This is a genomic window from Psychrobacter pulmonis (genome assembly GCF_904846465.1).
GTDB lineage: Bacteria > Pseudomonadota > Gammaproteobacteria > Pseudomonadales > Moraxellaceae > Psychrobacter > Psychrobacter faecalis.
Genome location: NZ_CAJHAT010000006.1, coordinates 84,505 through 100,840 on the forward strand (window position 1 = coordinate 84,505; position 16,336 = coordinate 100,840).

The 16,336-nt window shown below is 43.9% G+C and carries 15 protein-coding genes and 1 tRNA gene; 6 read left to right on the top strand and 10 right to left on the bottom strand.

The annotated features are described in order from the left end of the window. Positions 1-126 precede the first annotated feature (126 nt). Entirely contained in the window at positions 127-555 is a 429-nt protein-coding gene (locus JMX70_RS12620) for a hypothetical protein (RefSeq protein ID WP_201591989.1), read from the top strand. A 79-nt stretch (positions 556-634) separates the two neighbouring features. Here the strand turns inward: JMX70_RS12620 and JMX70_RS10650 are convergent, their stop codons facing one another. Together JMX70_RS10650 and JMX70_RS10655 are read right to left on the bottom strand one after the other, a co-directional pair. Beyond that, positions 635-895: a helix-turn-helix transcriptional regulator gene (locus tag JMX70_RS10650; RefSeq protein WP_201591991.1), complete on the bottom strand. Its 261-nt coding sequence runs from the start codon at positions 893-895 to the stop codon at positions 635-637. 619 nt (positions 896-1,514) lie between these two features. Then, positions 1,515-1,605 (bottom strand) — tRNA-Ser (locus JMX70_RS10655). Between the two features lie 194 nt (positions 1,606-1,799). On the opposite strand from JMX70_RS10655, the gene JMX70_RS10660 reads away from it, so the two are divergent. The 3 genes from JMX70_RS10660 to JMX70_RS10670 all read left to right on the top strand — a co-directional run bounded on the left by JMX70_RS10660 (position 1,800) and on the right by JMX70_RS10670 (position 3,650). Further along, the gene (locus tag JMX70_RS10660) at positions 1,800-2,645 is read left to right on the top strand and encodes a DNA/RNA non-specific endonuclease (protein WP_227671250.1); all 846 of its coding nucleotides are present in this window, start codon (positions 1,800-1,802) and stop codon (positions 2,643-2,645) included. A 74-nt stretch (positions 2,646-2,719) separates the two neighbouring features. After that, the gene (locus tag JMX70_RS10665) at positions 2,720-2,983 is read left to right on the top strand and encodes a hypothetical protein (protein WP_201591995.1); all 264 of its coding nucleotides are present in this window, start codon (positions 2,720-2,722) and stop codon (positions 2,981-2,983) included. A 283-nt stretch (positions 2,984-3,266) separates the two neighbouring features. After that, a complete protein-coding gene (locus tag JMX70_RS10670; RefSeq protein ID WP_068404286.1) occupies positions 3,267-3,650 on the top strand; it encodes a DUF2147 domain-containing protein in 384 nt (127 codons plus the stop codon). A 200-nt stretch (positions 3,651-3,850) separates the two neighbouring features. Here JMX70_RS10670 and JMX70_RS10675 read toward each other — a convergent pair whose 3' ends face one another. From JMX70_RS10675 to JMX70_RS10690, 4 genes are all read right to left on the bottom strand, one after another. Further along, positions 3,851-5,113, bottom strand: coding sequence for an ammonium transporter (locus tag JMX70_RS10675; RefSeq protein WP_201591998.1), 1,263 nt, complete (start codon positions 5,111-5,113; stop codon positions 3,851-3,853). An 83-nt stretch (positions 5,114-5,196) separates the two neighbouring features. Beyond that, complete coding sequence (locus tag JMX70_RS10680; protein ID WP_011514651.1) at positions 5,197-5,535, bottom strand: P-II family nitrogen regulator; 339 nt, start codon at positions 5,533-5,535, stop codon at positions 5,197-5,199. 449 nt (positions 5,536-5,984) lie between these two features. After that, positions 5,985-6,839 (bottom strand): universal stress protein, encoded by an 855-nt coding sequence (locus JMX70_RS10685; RefSeq protein ID WP_201592001.1) that lies wholly within the window; start codon positions 6,837-6,839, stop codon positions 5,985-5,987. A gap of 147 nt (positions 6,840-6,986) precedes the next feature. Further along, positions 6,987-8,486 carry a SulP family inorganic anion transporter gene (locus JMX70_RS10690; protein WP_201592004.1) on the bottom strand — a complete coding sequence of 500 codons (1,500 nt, stop codon included), beginning with the start codon at positions 8,484-8,486 and terminating at the stop codon, positions 6,987-6,989. A 674-nt stretch (positions 8,487-9,160) separates the two neighbouring features. Here JMX70_RS10690 and murD point away from each other — a divergent pair. Together murD and JMX70_RS10700 are read left to right on the top strand one after the other, a co-directional pair. Next, positions 9,161-10,579 carry a UDP-N-acetylmuramoyl-L-alanine--D-glutamate ligase gene (gene murD / locus JMX70_RS10695; protein WP_201592007.1) on the top strand — a complete coding sequence of 473 codons (1,419 nt, stop codon included), beginning with the start codon at positions 9,161-9,163 and terminating at the stop codon, positions 10,577-10,579. A 430-nt stretch (positions 10,580-11,009) separates the two neighbouring features. Next, the gene (locus tag JMX70_RS10700; protein WP_191690688.1) at positions 11,010-12,134 is read left to right on the top strand and encodes an FtsW/RodA/SpoVE family cell cycle protein; all 1,125 of its coding nucleotides are present in this window, start codon (positions 11,010-11,012) and stop codon (positions 12,132-12,134) included. A 77-nt stretch (positions 12,135-12,211) separates the two neighbouring features. On the opposite strand, the gene gluQRS is transcribed toward JMX70_RS10700, so the two are convergent. The 4 genes from gluQRS to JMX70_RS10720 form a co-directional block, all read right to left on the bottom strand. Continuing rightward, positions 12,212-13,162 (bottom strand): tRNA glutamyl-Q(34) synthetase GluQRS, encoded by a 951-nt coding sequence (gluQRS, locus tag JMX70_RS10705; RefSeq protein WP_201592114.1) that lies wholly within the window; start codon positions 13,160-13,162, stop codon positions 12,212-12,214. A gap of 236 nt (positions 13,163-13,398) precedes the next feature. Next, a complete protein-coding gene (gene dksA / locus JMX70_RS10710) occupies positions 13,399-13,842 on the bottom strand; it encodes an RNA polymerase-binding protein DksA (protein ID WP_068404274.1) in 444 nt (147 codons plus the stop codon). A gap of 512 nt (positions 13,843-14,354) precedes the next feature. Beyond that, entirely contained in the window at positions 14,355-15,194 is an 840-nt protein-coding gene (locus JMX70_RS10715) for a metallophosphoesterase (RefSeq protein WP_201592010.1), read from the bottom strand. 284 nt (positions 15,195-15,478) lie between these two features. Then, positions 15,479-16,324 (bottom strand): metal ABC transporter permease, encoded by an 846-nt coding sequence (locus tag JMX70_RS10720; RefSeq protein ID WP_144297501.1) that lies wholly within the window; start codon positions 16,322-16,324, stop codon positions 15,479-15,481. Positions 16,325-16,336: the final 12 nt, after the last annotated feature.

Here is a 16,336-nt window from a genome sequence, read left to right on the forward strand (position 1 = left end):
TAACTAGCTTCTCCTAAGATAGATGCGGCTTGCTATTTTTTATGCTACTACACTTTACGGCGGTTGAGATATTGCTGTTAGTATCCGCTTGTAACTATTCCCTAAACTAACACAGCGATTATTTTATTGAGACGTTATGAATCCCCGTATTTTTTAAGCCCAGCGCAAGCACATATCACTTGGATTCTAAAGGGCGTTGATGGTATTGAAAAAGACTATGAGCATTTTTCGCCACCATTTTTGTTAGCCTTGGACGAAGTTTATAACAAAATCCGTAACATCAATTATCGCTACATGGCGTCAGGTTCGCTGTTTCCTGAAGAGGTGCAGCAGTATGATCCTTATAGTATTCGTGAAGCATTAAGCAATGCCATGGGTCATCAAGACTATCGTCTGGGTAGACTAGCTGACTTTGATAAGATGCTGACTAATAAATTACCGCAAGTACTAAATGATAAACAGCGTAAAAACAAGGTGCGTAATCTATTACAGAAAATGTGCCGTGATACCCTAGTGGCTTCTAAAGATCAAACTTGGTATCTTGCAGATAGCTAGAAGTGGCTAAACGTAGCTAGATGCGGTTAAGGACAGCAAAAAAATAAGCCGCGTAGTGCGGCTTATTTTCTATCCTTGATCAGTGAATCCGATCAGCCATCTTACTCTCAATCCAAGCAGCCACTTCGCTTTCTACCCATGCTACACGTCCCTTTGATAGCTTTACTTGAACAGGGAATGTTGGGTCGTAACGATCAGATTTTTTATTGACCATCTCATAAATCGTAGTACTGCTAAGCGCTGTATAATGCATTACCTGCTTGAGCGGTATCATGCGAGGTATCTGTAAAGTGCTAGCTGTTGATACGTTTTGTTGTATGTTCGCATTTAATAATTGCATGATTATCTCCTTTGTAAATTAATGAGAATCTTTCTTCTCATACAGTTACGGAGTCCCATATTTTTTTACGGCATCTCATGTAGTCCAGTGACTGGCCTTGTATGAAACAATAAAAGAAGGAGCTGAATGATCAGATCCTTCTTATGTCGCATCTCTAGCCCGATGGTTTTAGCTCACTGCTGTCACGCTTTTTCGTAAGCCTTGCTCAATGCTGCTCACGTTCTGATAGTTCCCATTCTGATAGTTCCCATGCTGATAGTTCCCATGCTGATCACTATATTTATCAGGCCGCGCAGGGGTGCATTTTTCACTGGGTTTGAGCTTGCGTATCTTACTATCGCTTAACATGTTGGTCTATTCCCTATGGCTACAAGCTGTATGAATCAAGAGATACAACAAAAACGTTGGTCTAAAGCTGAATCATAAAGCTTAAATGTTGGTCTTTTTGAGGTCTAATGAAATCATAGACCAACACAAGCTATGGGATATGTGAGTTATGTTCGGATAGATTGGGAAAACAGCAGGCATAAAAAAAACGCTAGAAGCGTTATTTATAAGGGGTCTGATTGGTATATGGGTAGAATTGGGGCGAGGTGGGAAAACTGGGGTTTTATAAGATTGGCGGTGAAGGAGGGATTCGAACCCTCGATACGCTATGAACGTATACACACTTTCCAGGCGTGCGGTTTCAGCCACTCACCCACTTCACCGTTTTTTGCAAGACCAAGATTTTTGGCTGCCTCAGTATAGCGGATAGCATTTAAAATGTCACCACTTGCGCCGCATCTTTCTTTATTGGTAACTGCCTGCTAGGATAGCGCATACGTAATGGCAGGCATAGATGGTTGAAAGTGGCATGATAAGTTTTTTTAAAGATAAAGCACGGGTTAAAAATAACCTCATAATGACAGCATTCACTGTCTTAATAGGGATGTCGTCTGCACACGCGGACGACCTCAGCCAATGTAGCCAGTCGTTTTATGGTGGCGTCTATCCTGAATTTACCAATCCTAAGCTCAGTAATAACACCCAAGCGCTATGTATGGACGGTTTTGCCGTTATGTACTCGGGCGTATCACGCACCCCGCTGTGGTCAGCAGAATATCTCGACCGCAAGCGCTTGCAGCAAGCCAAAGAGATTGATCGTGAAGACAGTTTTCATGAAGAAAGCCGCCTGCCAAAATCCATGCGCGCCAAACTGTCCGATTACTCAGGCTCAGGTTATGATCGCGGGCATTTAGCGCCCAATGGTAATATGGCCAATCGCAGTCAGCAATACGATAGCTTTAGCCTTGCCAACATCGCGCCGCAATCGCCGCGCAATAACCGCTATATTTGGCGTAATATCGAGTCAGCCACGCGCTATTTGACCCAGCAATACGGTGAAGTTTATACCATTACTGGGGTGGCGTTTACAAATAAAAAGACCAAACAACTGGCGGATCGTGTGCTGGTGCCCAGTCATTTTTTTAAAGCGGTCTATATTCCAGCGAGCAACCAAGCAGGCGTGTATTATGCGCCCAATGATGAATCAGAGCGTATAGAAGTGATTAGTCTGGATCAATTAACCGCCAAGATTGGCATCGACGTGTTGCCCGTATTAGATGCTCAAACCAAATCGCGCGCGTTTGCTCTGCCGTTAAAAGCAGGTGACAGCTCAGATTTACCCGAAGACTCACCACAAGAGCCTACTTGGATGTTATTTGTGCTGGCTATTATCGATTGGCTCATGGCACAATTAAAAGCATAAGGCGTCTAAATATCACCATATTCTCACAGTATTGCAAAATCACGTAAATTGCTGTTAAGGTAGAGGAAGCTCAAATGATTGAACCCTTTATGAATAATCATGAAAGTATGCAAATTGGCGATTTAGTCATCGAAAACCAAGAAGATAAAATCATCATTTATGGCGACATTAATCTAGTATTTGACGAAGGTGGATATGAGCAAGCACAGCAACTACACGAGCTAACGAGCAAAATCATGCTGGCATTTGAAAACCGCAATCAATATAGTAGTTTTGATGATAAGTCAAAACAAAAAGATGACCAATCGGGTAAAATTATAGACAATCCGTTTCTATAACTGTTTGATATGCTTTTGATTTTAGAGAAATAATAAACTATAAAAAAATTACTAGGCAAAATCTAAAAATTGCTTATAATGGGTCAAGACATCGCTTATGTCGATCGAGATTTCTCTGTCAAACCAATCATTAGTAGCATTTAATAGCATATTAATGAAGGTTACTTGCTTAAAATGAGCGTAGGATCGAAGGGTTTGCAATAAAAGAATGTTGATAAAAGGATAAGCGAAGACATTAGAAACGCAACGTTTCTAGTAATCATTAAATGAAGGGAGTCAGTTTATGAAATTATTCACAAAAACCACTTTAGCAGTTGCTGGTATCAGTATGGCAAGCATGGCATTTGCCGCTGACCCATTACATAACACCACTTGGCAGACTTATGATGAAGGTAAGCCGAAAGGTTTGGTTAAAATTACTGAATCTAATGGTGTCCTAACTGGTACCTTGGTTGATACCAACTCCGCTAAAGGTAAGAAACATATTGGTACAACTATCATCAAAGGCCTAAAGGCCGACGGTGGTGGTAAATATAGTGGCGGTACAATCACCGACCCTGAAAAAGGTAAAGACTATCGTATGACCGCCAATCTAAGCGGCAGTACCTTAAAACTAAAAGGGTATATCGGTCCATTCTCACGTAGCCAAACGTGGAAAAAGAAATAAGCCAATATAATCTTACTCTATAAAGGTCAGTTATTAGACTGGGCATTATAAAAAGACAAACTGTTAAAGACTATAGTGTTAGAGAATAAATAATCCCGCAAGACTGAAAGGTTTTGCGGGATTTTTGATGGGATAGGTTTTTACTAAAGAAGTTTTATCGATGATTAGCAAATCAACAATAAAACCCTCTTAAATACTTGTTACCTTATAAACTCTGGATAGGCTTCCATACCACATTCAGCGATGTCTGCTCCTTGATATTCTTCTTCTTCAGAGATACGCAGACCCATTACGACTTTAATAATGCTCCAAACAAGCAAGCTACTGATAAACACCCAAGTAAAGATGGTTGCTGCACCAGCAATTTGACCGAGCAAAGTAGCATTTTGGTTGGTCAATGGCACTAGCATCAGACCGAACAAGCCACACACCCCATGTACAGAGATAGCACCGACTGGGTCATCGATTTTTATTTTATCTAATGCAAGGATTGATATAACCACAATAACACCTGCTGTCATGCCAAATAACGTTGCTTGCAGCGCCGACGGAGTGGACGGTTCGGCAGTGATTGCGACCAGTCCCGCTAATGCACCATTTAAGAGCATGGTCAAATCTGCCTTACCAAAGATAACGCGCGCGATAATAAGGGCGCCGATGGCTCCACCGGCAGCAGCGGCATTGGTATTTAAAAACACTACCGCAACTGCATTGGCGCTGGCGATATCGCCAAGTTTGAGCACTGAGCCGCCGTTAAAACCAAACCAGCCCATCCATAAAATAAGGGTGCCAAGTGCGGCCAAGGGTAAATTGGCCCCAGGGATAGCACGTATCTCACCATTGGGACCGTATTTACCTCTACGCGCCCCTAACAGCAAGACCCCTGATAGCGCGGCAGCGGCTCCTGCCATATGGACGATACCTGAACCGGCAAAATCAGAAAATCCCAAATCGCCAAGGCTAAATAGGCCAAACACGGCTTTACCGCCCCACGTCCAGCTGCCTTCTAATGGGTAAATAACTCCGGTCATAACAACGGCAAACAGCAAAAAAGACCATAACTTCATGCGTTCAGCTACGGCACCTGAAACGATTGACATACAGGTGGCGACAAAAACCACTTGGAAGAAGAAATCAGAGGCGGCCGAATATACGGCATCGCCAGCAAAGCCATTTTCAGCTGAGGTCGCTAATGCATCTGCTACTAAAGTTTCAGTGCCAGCAATACCACTCAAAAACAGATTGCCATCATACATAATGGCATAACCGCATATCATATACATGGTACAGGCGGTGGCAAAGAGGGCGATATTTTTGGTGAGGATTTCGACGGTGTTTTTTGAGCGTACCAGTCCAGCTTCTAACATGGTGAAGCCGGCGGCCATCCACATGACTAGCGCGCCACAGATTAAAAAATAAAATGTATCTAGCGCGTACTGGAGCTCAAAGATTTGGTTGTGCATGTTAATTCCCCCTTGAATATATGCAATATAACTATCGAGATGACCTATAAATCAGTGTTTATAGGTGGTCTGTCGCTTAATTATTAAATAGCGTCAGGACCTGTCTCACCCGTACGAATACGAATGACTTGCTCAAGATTGGTCACGAATATCTTGCCGTCACCGATTTTGCCAGTACTGGCGATACGCGTAATGGCTTCGATAGCAGGTTCGACCATCTCATCCATCACCGCCACTTCGACTTTTACTTTAGGTAAAAAGTCCACCACGTACTCGGCGCCGCGATAGAGCTCGGTATGACCTTTTTGACGACCAAAACCCTTGACCTCGGTGACGGTGACACCCTTTACACCGATGTCAGAAAGCGCTTCGCGCACATCATCGAGCTTAAATGGTTTTAAGATCGCAGTGATTAGCTTCATAAAAAAATCCTTATATAGATGATGTCGCAGGTTAATAGAGACCGTTTGCTGGCTCGTATTATTGTCAGGCTCATGGTAAATAGTTCAAGAATTGTGCCAAACCTACTCAAGGGGGTTGGTAGGGTTGCGCGCATTTGCTTAAAAATAACCATGATAATGACAAAAACTCTTGCCTATATCGCAACAATAACTATGCTTTTAGGGATATAAGTTGGAGTTATCAACCTTTAACGTTGGGAGAATAAACACTTTATTATAACCAACTTTTTAAGCCCTTGGGGAGGCTATCACTTTATTTCATGTGACGATTTGATAAGAGGTTTGATAAGAAAAATGGGAAGAGATAGGAGAAAAGTAAGCGCGTAAGCATTGTAAAAACGTCGATTATTAAAAACGCCATTATGAATAATAGCGTTTAAAATCAAAAGTTTATACATAAAAAGAAGGTTTTAAGCTTTGGGGAAGAGTAAATACGGGGTTTTGGTACTGCCAAGTAGTTTTTTGGTTTCACTACCTTTTAGCAGCTCAAGCAGACGCGGTTGCCCAAAGGCGCCGGTCATCAGCAGCCCAATATCATTTTTGCTTTGATAGTAATTTAAGGCAGCGGTCACATCACGGCAGTCGAGCAAGGCTTTTTTACACTTGATACCCGCTTGTTTAAGGCGCGCATAGGCTTCCCGCAGTGCATCGCAGTTTTCTGAGTTTTCTTTAGCAACCATGACAATATGTACGGTCAACGCACGAATAAGCGGCGTTTTACACAGCCAATTGAGCAGCTTATGCGAAGTTGGACTGTTATCAAAAGCAAATAACGCCGTCGTTGGGGGCAAAAATGGTGCATGCGTCACCAAAATGGGGCAGTGGCTCAAACGTATCAGCTGACTCAAGGTTGATTTGCAAGTCACATGATGACCGATGACCATTAATTGTGCTTTGTCATCGACGTAATCAATACTGTCACTCAAGCTTTCATGGCGATGCAGAGTATAGGTTTTTAGCTTATGATGTTGCTGCTCACAATAAGTGCTGGCCTGATGCAGCAGCAGTTTACCTTGGGCTTTTAGCTCGCTATTGCTCAAATGCTCTTGTGCGGTGAATTGGTCTAGCAAGACATTTTCATCGTCAATATTGAGACAACCAGAATAATCAACGGCAGCTTTTTGTTGCAAACTTGGTACAGAATGCAGCAGACCAATGGGTGCTTGCAGACGAATAGAGGCCCACATACTAGCATCCAATACCGCTTGCACATGATTGGGACAGTCCAAGCAAGCAATCACACTATCTGGCTTCAAATTACTCATAAGGGCACCACATATCTCAATAATAAAATCAGGCTCACGGTTTAAAGGAGTGCCTTTAAGCCGCGAGCCTGATTTTATATACCAATATAATTGCTGAACAATAAAGACACTATTGCGCTCAGCTTGATAACAGCAATACCGTTTTGTTTAATCTAACAGTCCAATATCTCGGCGATCATGAATCGAAAAGCGATCGATAAGGGTACGGCTGGCGCTGTTGAGTCCAACCACTTTGACATCAATACCTTCGCGCTGCAAACGCATGACCAGTTTGTCCAAGGTATCGACAGCACTCACGTCCCAAAAGTGGGCGTGGCTAACATCGATTTGTACACTGTCCAACGCTTCTTTGGTATCAAAGCTCTGCAAAAACTGCGTCGTTGACGCAAAGAAGACCTGTCCTTGCACATAGTAATAACGAGTGTTGCTACTGTCGTCATACTCACTAAAGACCGTTAAGAATTGCCCGATCTTATTGGCAAACGCCAACGCTGAGAGCAGCACGCCAACGCCGACGCCGTACGCGAGGTTATGGGTAAACACAGTGGTTATCACGGTCGCCAGCATCACGATATTAAAGGACAGCGGGTGGGTTTTAAACTCTCGAATAGATTGCCAATTAAAGGTACCGATAGAAACCATAATCATCACCGCTACCAATGCCGCCATCGGAATTTGACTGACCCATTCACTTAAAAATACCACCAAGATGAGTAGCACCACGCCAGCAATAAGCGTTGATAAACGCGTACGGCCGCCAGATTTGACGTTAATCATTGATTGACCAATCATCGCGCAGCCTGCCATACCGCCAAAGAAGCCTGATACGACGTTGGCCATACCCTGACCACGGCATTCGCGGTTTTTATCACTGGGGGTATCGGTCAACTCATCGACGATGGTCGCGGTCATCATTGATTCTAATAAGCCTACGATGGCAAGCGCGATAGAATAAGGCGCGATAATGACTAGGGTCTCAAAGTTAAGCGGAATGTCAGGTAATAAAAACACCGGTAAAGAATCGGGCAAATCGCCCATGCTACCGACGTTACGAATATCAAGATTCATATACATGGCAACCGCAGTCAAACCAACGATACAAATCAGCGGTGACGGAATCAAGCGTCCGATTTTAGGAAGCAGCGGAAATAAGTAAATAATCGCAAGGCCTGCCGCCGTCATGATATAAACCGTCATGCCGACGCGCTCAGTCATCGGGTTCAGCTCAGGCAACTGGGCGGCAAAGATTAAAATCGCCAGCGCATTGACAAAACCGATGACCACCGAGCGCGACACAAAGCGCATCAAGTTACCAAGTTTTAAAATACCCATGATGATTTGAATGACGCCGCAAAGTAGCGTAGCGGCAAGCAAGTACTGCAGCCCGTGCTCGGCGACCAAATCAACCATCACCAGTGCCATTGCGCCAGTCGCCGCCGAAATCATACCCGGACGTCCACCGACAAAACTAATGACCACGGCGATGCAAAATGAAGCATATAAACCGACTTTTGGGTCGACACCAGCGATAATAGAAAAGGCAATCGCTTCTGGAATCAAGGCTAGTGCGACCACTAAACCTGATAACGTATCACCGCGAATATTGGAAAACCACTCTTCACGCAAACTGCCAAAAAAAGATGTCATAAGTAAACTGTATAGGGTTAGAGGCAAAAAAAACAACCATTTATGATCGAGCAATAAAGCGTCACCCTAAAATGATTGTATCGAGACTAACGGTTATCGACCTTTATAGCGGTATCGCACAAACCGTTACCCTTAATCAGTAGGATAACAGCTCTTAAAAATATGAATAAGTGTTTGCCGTGAAATACGGTGGAAGAAGATATGTCTCTTGTCAGACAAAACGCCAAAATATGGGGCAGCGGTTGCCTGTCATATCCACCTCAGCATAAAAAACATAACTGCAGGACGATGACAATGGCGCGATAAAGGCGACAACATGCTAAACTAAAATGCTAAATTAAAGATTTGGTTAAAGAGCGCTTACTATCGTAGCGGTTCTTATTAAGGCGGCTATTATAGCATTAGCGGCGCAATATAAAAACAGGCGCATAATAACACAAAGCCTCAAAAAACCAGTACCGAAATTGCGGAAATGGCTTTATGATGCTCATCAGCCAAAGTGGCTTATTGACACAGGTTCAGACAGATTTAGGCAGACTTGCTCAAACTGGCTTAGAATGCTTGTAGCTCTGACGTTTAGCGTAAAGCTCACTATAAAAGCGATTATCAATACTATTAACAAAGCCAAGATACTTGATACAATTTTGTTCGTCCAATAGATAAAGGGAATAGATATGACCACTAACACCGCAACAGAAGCCTTACTCCATAAGGGCAGTGGTTTACAAGTCGTGGTCGGTTTGGGGCAGTCGGGACTGTCGGTTGCGCAGTATTTGACCAAGCAAGGTTACCAAGTCGCTGTCACCGACAATCAAGTGAGCCCCACTTTAGCAGACCAATTGCCTGCTGCTGTTGAGATTCGCCAGTTTGGCGCGATAGATGCCGATTTATTGCAGCGAGCGGCTCGTATTATCATCAGTCCAGGTATCTCTTTAAAAACCCCAGCGGTTGCTGCGGCGCGAGAGGCGAATATTGCCGTTGTCAGTGACATTCAGCTATTTTGTGAAGCGTGCCGCGTACCGATTGTTGCGATTACAGGCTCTAACGCTAAAAGTACCGTCACCACCTTGGTTGGACAAATGGCCGCCGATGCTGGGGTCAATGTTGGCGTAGGCGGCAATATTGGCGTGCCAGCACTGACTTTGCTGCCTAATAGCGAGATGGAGTTGGCAGTTCTGGAGCTATCAAGTTTCCAGTTAGAAACGGTGACCAATTTAGGCGCACAAGTGGCAACGGTACTGAACATGTCGCCTGACCACCTAGACCGCCATGGCGATATGCTCGGCTACCATCAAGCCAAGCATCGTATTTTTCAAGGCGCCAAGTCCGTAGTGATAAATCGCGAAGATGCCTTGACGCGGCCGCTAGTGGCGGATAATTTGCCACGCTTAAGCACGGGCATTCACGCCCCTGACAAGGGTCAATATGGACTGATTACCGACTCAGAAGGGCAGACGTATCTAGCCCGCGGGACCGAGCGTCTGCTATCGGCAGATAAACTACGTATCAAAGGCCGGCATAATTTACTCAATGCGCAAGCAGCTTTAGCACTTGGCGAGCTTGCCGGTTTACCGCTTGATAGTATGCTCGCCACCTTGCAGAATTTTACAGGACTTGAGCATCGCTGCGAATATGTGGCTACGGTCGATGGCATTGATTATTTTAATGATTCTAAGGGTACTAATATTGGCTCAACCATGGCGGCAGTCGAGGGCTTAGGAGCGGTATATGCGCCTAAAGATGGTAAGCTACTATTAATTTTAGGTGGGCAGGGTAAAGGTCAGCAATTTGGCGAATTAACGCCATTTATCAATCAATACGTCAGCCAAGTGTTGTTTATTGGCGAAGATAGCCAGCAGATTGAGCAACATTTACGCGCCACTGGTATCAACGACGATGATGTCTATATGCATCAATGTCAAACGCTAGAGGGCGCTTTTGCAACGATACAGCAAGTCACAAAAAGCAGCCTATCGCAGGTACAAGCGGTGCTCTTGTCGCCAGCTTGTGCCAGTTTCGATCAGTTTAGTGGTTTTGCGGAACGCGGCAAGTACTTTAGTCAGCTGGTCAACCAGTTAGACAAGGCTTCATAAAGCACCTTGACGCTTTATCATACGTTTTGACTTAAAGTAGTATCAGCGTTAGGTTTTAAGTAGTTTTACTGATGTTATAAAAATGGAAAGCGTTTTCTGATAAATGATTGTTTTGCTTATAAATTGCTGCTACTGTCAACTAGGTAATAAAGCGGACGACAAACGATTTGCAAACCATCGTTGCTATTCATGTTGCTAACCACTGTACCATTAATACTGACAAGCTAAACGATTAACAATCGGGGTTTGTCGCCGCTTTGCTGTCTGCTATTATCTATTGGATAAAATCAACTTCATTTTTTTAAACGGTGGCGTTTTATAACGCCGTGTTTTCTCGTTTGTTAGTGTATACAAAATTATGGCGCTCTCTTCTTTTTTTCGATCAAACTCTCAATCGCCGCGAGCTACTGGCTCAGATGGCGTTCTCTCCATGCCCTCAGCGCGCGCCATTTTATTAGCAAGCGTTGGCTGTATGTTGGTGCTTAGCTTATTGATGGTAGCTTCTGCTTCTATCCCGTTTGCCCTTAGTCGCGGCATGAGCGAGCTGCATTTCTTTTATAATCAGCTTTTATACATGGCGATTGGGCTGGTTATCGCTGGTATTTCTTATAAAGCAGTAACGCTAAAAAGGCTTTATAAAACCGAAACCCAGTTTATGCTCTTGGCCATCACAGGGTTATTGTTATTTGCCACTTTATTTAGTACGCCTATTAATGGCTCGAAGCGTTGGCTCACGCTCGGCGGTTTTAATTTTCAGGTCGCAGAGCTTGCCAAATTGGTGATGATTATCTTTGTTTCAGACTTCGTTGTACGGCGCTCATTTGAGGTACGTAACGGCTGGGATGGGTTTTTACGCATAGCCATCGTGGTTGGATTAATCACCGTTCTGTTGCTCGCGCAGCCAGATTTTGGCTCGTTTGTGGTTATTATTGGGACGGTCTTTGCCATCTTTTATATTGCTGGTGCGCCTTATAAACAATTTATCGCGCTCGGCGCTGTGGCCGTTGGCGGTGCTGTATTAATGGTGGCGACCGTACAATACCGACTGGTACGGGTAATGTCGTTTTTGGACCCTTTTGATGATGTACAAGATACCGATTATCAGCTAGCCCGTAGCTTAATTGCTTTTGGTCGCGGTCAGTTTACTGGCGTCGGCTATGGCGAAAGCGTGCAAAAACTGTCGCATTTACCAGAGGCGCATACGGATTTTCTACTAGCTATTACCGGTGAGGAGTTGGGCTTTGTTGGAGTCACGATGATTCTCATCTTTGAGGCGCTGATTATCGGAAGTGCGATGCGCATCAGTTATAATGCCCTAAAACGCCGGCAAATGCGCATGAGCTATACCGCTTTTGGTATCGCGGTGGTGTTTATTGCGCAGACGATTATTAATGCGGCAATGAATATGGGCGCGATTCCGACCAAAGGTTTGACCATGCCATTTTTCAGTTATGGCGGCTCATCGATGCTGATTAGCTTAGTAATGGTCGCAGTATTGCTAAGGATTTATAAAGAAAGCCCTGAGATTGAAAAGAGCCAGTGCCGTTATTACTAAGTCGTGTAATGATTAGAGTGTTTACGGCAATCCAGTTATTGATGATAAAGAAGCGTCGCTTATAGCGGCGTTTTTTGTTAAATGTCGCTTGTATTAAAAGTCTGCATATTTTGTAATGGCGAGTTGTCCCATTGCGCAATTGCTTGGGTAAGCATGTTTGTCGGCGTGTCTCTATCAACGGCAGGTTGCTGTAATAGCTGCAAAGCATGGGCAATTAGACGACTTGGGTCACGGGTATCAATTGGCTGGGCAAGGTTTTGTTTAGAGAGCTTTTGACCATCAGGACTGCATATCAATGGCAAATGATACCAATGATCGATAGCTGTCAAATGCGCCGCATGCATGATGCTAATTTGCGCGGTGGTCATCGGTAAAATGTCCAAGCCACGCATAATATGCGTCACACCTTGCAAGCCATCATCGAGGCTAGCAGCCAAAATATAGTTAATCATGCCGTCTTGGCGACGCACCACCATGTCTCCCAAGCTTTGCTGCGGATTGCTCCATTGCACACCTTGAATACCATCTTTAAAGCCAATACGGTAATCTGGTAGCTGTATACGCAGTTTGTTTTTTTCTTTATCAAACCCTGCCTCTAGACAACAGCGCGGATAGCGTTGTCTGTTCAGCAGTTTTTCCTGTGCCTGCTCTGCGTCCATGCTTTCTCCCATCGCTTTTTGCTGCCAATAACGCTCAAGGCTTTTACGCGAGCATTGACAGCCGTAAGTCAGCGGATATAGGCTTGAAGATAAATAATCATTATAAATATCAAGGCGCTCAGATTGGTAGATGACATCGCCATCCCAGTGCAGCCCAAGTACTTCTAAATCAATCAAAATCTGCTCAGTAAACTGTCGATCACAGCGCTCGGTATCGGTGTCTTCGATACGCAGTAGCCATTTGCCACCAAGAGATTTGATCTGACAAAAGCTGGCAAGCGCGGTGGTTAAGGAACCAAGATGCAGCTCACCGGTTGGTGATGGCGCGAAACGGCCAATAGGTTGGGGCAGAGTAAGGTTAATAGGCATGTTTGCCATAGAGGTAGCAGATGTTTTCAAAATAGACACTTAGCGAAAGTGGAAATAGATAGAATAAATAAATCGATGCCAAAAAGATATTTGCTAAATATGCGTATTTTGTTGGTGCCGTGTCAACCACTAAAAGCTATTTAATAAAAAATAACGCCGTAAAACGCAACGAGCGACCAATGAATGGTCGCTCGTATTTGTATTTAAATGATTAATGACTATTAAAATAACTGGATTTAAGCGCCTTGGTTTTGACGCTCTTTAATCTCAGATAGAGTTTTACAGTCAATGCACTGGGTCGCAGTTGGACGGGCTTCAAGACGACGCAGGCCAATCTCGACGCCACAAGTTTCACAAAATCCATAATCCTCGTTTTCAATTTCAGCGATAGATTTATCAATTTTGCGAATCAGCTTACGTTCACGATCACGCGTTCGCAAGGTTAGGGCAAACTCTTCTTCTTGAGTGGCGCGGTCATTGATATCAGGCATGGCACTGGACTCATCTTGGATATAAGTCTTGGTACGATCTGCTTCGCCAATCAATTGATGCTTCCAATCTAATAAAATGGCTTTAAAGTGCGCCAATTGTTCATCCGACATGTATTCTTCGTTTTCGGCAGGCGCATAAGGGGTGAACTTTACATCACTTGGATTTGGGTTTGGGGTCAGGGTGCTCATATGGGTATCCTACTTTTTCAAATTAATTCAATAAAACGACCTATCAACAGACAAGGCGTTATCAATTTACCAAACGCTATAAATGGTTTCTTTTATAAGCGTTTTACCACTTAGTGACACAAGTAACACAGCTGATCTAAACATACGGTTATTTCGATATTCTGCTAGCGTTTTATCGATTATCAATGGTCAGGTATATTGTTATCAATCTTTTTATTTAAATGCTAGCCATTAAATAAAGATACAAATCACTGACTGTGGAAACTTAGCTTGTGGTCAATTTAGCCGTCCTAGCTATTATAATTTTGTCTAAATGTAGACCGTTCTCATTTTTTACATTATTTATGATATAACTTATTTATCATTTTTAGCTTTACGGTTAGGTTGCTAATATTAGCAATCACGCTGTAGCTGTCTATAACCAGTAATTTTAGCTAGCCCTATAACATACACACTCTGGCGGTATTATACTAGCTAAATACTAGCCAAATTTTTGCCAATAAAACTGGTTGTCAAGTATCTAGTCTTTCAACCCAGCTTGCAACCTCTCCATTGTTGGCTAATTGCAACCAGCGATAGCCGGGCAGGGCGCTTTTATCATAAGCGAAATCATCTTCAAAAGGCTTAAACTGATAGCAGGTAGAGGGCGTACTGTAGACGGTAACTCCTTGCCGATGGCGGACTTGCTCTTGGTGGGTATGCCCGCTAATAATGACTTTAAGATGCTCAAATGTTGCCAGCCGTTGCCAAAAAATATCGGCGTTTTCCACCATATGCTGATCAATCCAATCTGAATCGACCGCTATCACATGATGGTGCAGCGCAATAAGCGCAGGCTTCGCGCATGTCTCTAGCTGCTCACAGAGCCAATCAATGTCGCTTAGCGTCACTTCACCTTCTACCTTGCCTGTCATCGAAGAATCTATTAATAACAACTGCCAATGGTCGGTTTCGATAACATGACGGTTTAATAAGCGTCTGTCCGCGGGTCTGGCAATCAGTTCACGCTGAAAAAATGGCAGCTCGCTGTTGTTTTCATCGGTAACGTCATGGTTGCCGGCGATACAGGCAAAAGGAATCCCCGTTGCTTGTAGTACGTCAAAAATATGATCGTAAATCTCTGCTTGTACTTTATTGACCAAATCGCCTGTCACGAGAATCAAATCGCAGCGCCGCTCTGCGCTCAACGCTTGCTTAATAATCGCCTCAAAATTGTATTGGCAAACCGCTACTTCGCTACTGGTTTCGTCAGCCGCCGCAGGCACGTGGGAGGATAAGTGCAAATCGGTAATTTGCAAAACATTGACTTGTCCGTCGGGCGTGCTGACTGCGCTGGCGGGGTAGCTAAGCATGGGGGTTAGTCCCTTATCAAGCAAAACGATAATAAATTAAAATATGATGAAACGAAAACGTTCGTTAAAAAAACATCTTAAATTGGTGTACCGAGTATTTATTAACTCAAAAATTCGCCAACTATCGCATTGATAGTATTCAGGAAAGTTTATAACATAATGGGCATTAAAGCTCTAGCAATATTGATGAAATAAAGTTCAACAAAGGCCAAGTAAATATCAAAATCACGACCTAAATGTCATGGCTGAGGTACGTGGTAATTTGGTGCTACATGTAAATAACGCTAACGGCGTGGGGACCAGAATTTTGCTAATATGGATTCCGACCCTGATTTTTTGCTTATTAGCTTTGAGATAATGAGCGCCACAAAAAATAAAATAGCCAGTACCAAAACGATAGCAAGCCCCGTTTGGATATCTAGCCAAATACTTCCCCAAACGCCAAGCGTAACGCCGAGCTGGGCAATGATTAAAGAGATAACAACCATTTGTTTTGGTGAGGCCGACCATAAACGCGCTGTTAATGCTGGCAACACCAATAGCCCGCTGATTAATAAACTCCCAACCGCTTGCAAAGCAATAGCACAAAACCCTGCCAATACGCCCATAAAAAACAAACGCTGGCGCATCGGATTAATCCCTTGAATCCGTGCCAAAGCCTCATGAGTCGCAAGCTTGATTTGTGCTGGCCAGATATAAATCAGTAATCCTAAGCCCACCAAAACACTTACTGCAATCAACGGCAAATCTGCCCAGTCAAGCTCGAGCAAATTGCCAAATAAAAAACCTAAAACATTGGCTTGTTGATCGGTAAGCTGCGTCAAAGTTAATAACCCTAAACACAGCAGCGATACCGCAACCACCGCCAGCACCGCATCGACCGGCAGACGCTCATCGTCGATGAATACTAGGCCCAGTACCACCAAAATACTGACGATGCCAATGCCAATGCCCATCGGTAATTGCCACAAAACTGCCAACGCCACACCAAGTAACGTGCCATGTGCCAAGGCATCGGCAAAAAATGCCATGCGCCGCCATAAGACTAGGCAGCCTAAAGGCGCAGAAAGTAGCGCTAAAATGCTACCAGCAATCCAAGCAGGAGCTATGATGGCTAACCAAGCGGTCATAATAGATATCCG

What these genes read in the sequence shown, in the direction of transcription:
- JMX70_RS10680 (WP_011514651.1), bottom strand. Translation starts at nt 5,535, where the DNA reads ATGAAGCTAATCACTGCGATCTTAAAACCATTTAAGCTCGATGATGTG.
- JMX70_RS10675 (WP_201591998.1), bottom strand. Translation starts at nt 5,113, where the DNA reads ATGCACAACCAAATCTTTGAGCTCCAGTACGCGCTAGATACATTTTAT.
- JMX70_RS10720 (WP_144297501.1), bottom strand. Translation starts at nt 16,324, where the DNA reads ATGACCGCTTGGTTAGCCATCATAGCTCCTGCTTGGATTGCTGGTAGC.
- murD (WP_201592007.1), top strand. Translation starts at nt 9,161, where the DNA reads ATGACCACTAACACCGCAACAGAAGCCTTACTCCATAAGGGCAGTGGT.
- dksA (WP_068404274.1), bottom strand. Translation starts at nt 13,842, where the DNA reads ATGAGCACCCTGACCCCAAACCCAAATCCAAGTGATGTAAAGTTCACC.
- JMX70_RS10665 (WP_201591995.1), top strand. Translation starts at nt 2,720, where the DNA reads ATGATTGAACCCTTTATGAATAATCATGAAAGTATGCAAATTGGCGAT.
- JMX70_RS10685 (WP_201592001.1), bottom strand. Translation starts at nt 6,839, where the DNA reads ATGAGTAATTTGAAGCCAGATAGTGTGATTGCTTGCTTGGACTGTCCC.
- JMX70_RS10700 (WP_191690688.1), top strand. Translation starts at nt 11,010, where the DNA reads ATGCCCTCAGCGCGCGCCATTTTATTAGCAAGCGTTGGCTGTATGTTG.
- JMX70_RS10660 (WP_227671250.1), top strand. Translation starts at nt 1,800, where the DNA reads ATGACAGCATTCACTGTCTTAATAGGGATGTCGTCTGCACACGCGGAC.
- JMX70_RS10650 (WP_201591991.1), bottom strand. Translation starts at nt 895, where the DNA reads ATGCAATTATTAAATGCGAACATACAACAAAACGTATCAACAGCTAGC.
- gluQRS (WP_201592114.1), bottom strand. Translation starts at nt 13,162, where the DNA reads ATGCCTATTAACCTTACTCTGCCCCAACCTATTGGCCGTTTCGCGCCA.
- JMX70_RS10715 (WP_201592010.1), bottom strand. Translation starts at nt 15,194, where the DNA reads ATGCTTAGCTACCCCGCCAGCGCAGTCAGCACGCCCGACGGACAAGTC.
- JMX70_RS10670 (WP_068404286.1), top strand. Translation starts at nt 3,267, where the DNA reads ATGAAATTATTCACAAAAACCACTTTAGCAGTTGCTGGTATCAGTATG.
- JMX70_RS10690 (WP_201592004.1), bottom strand. Translation starts at nt 8,486, where the DNA reads ATGACATCTTTTTTTGGCAGTTTGCGTGAAGAGTGGTTTTCCAATATT.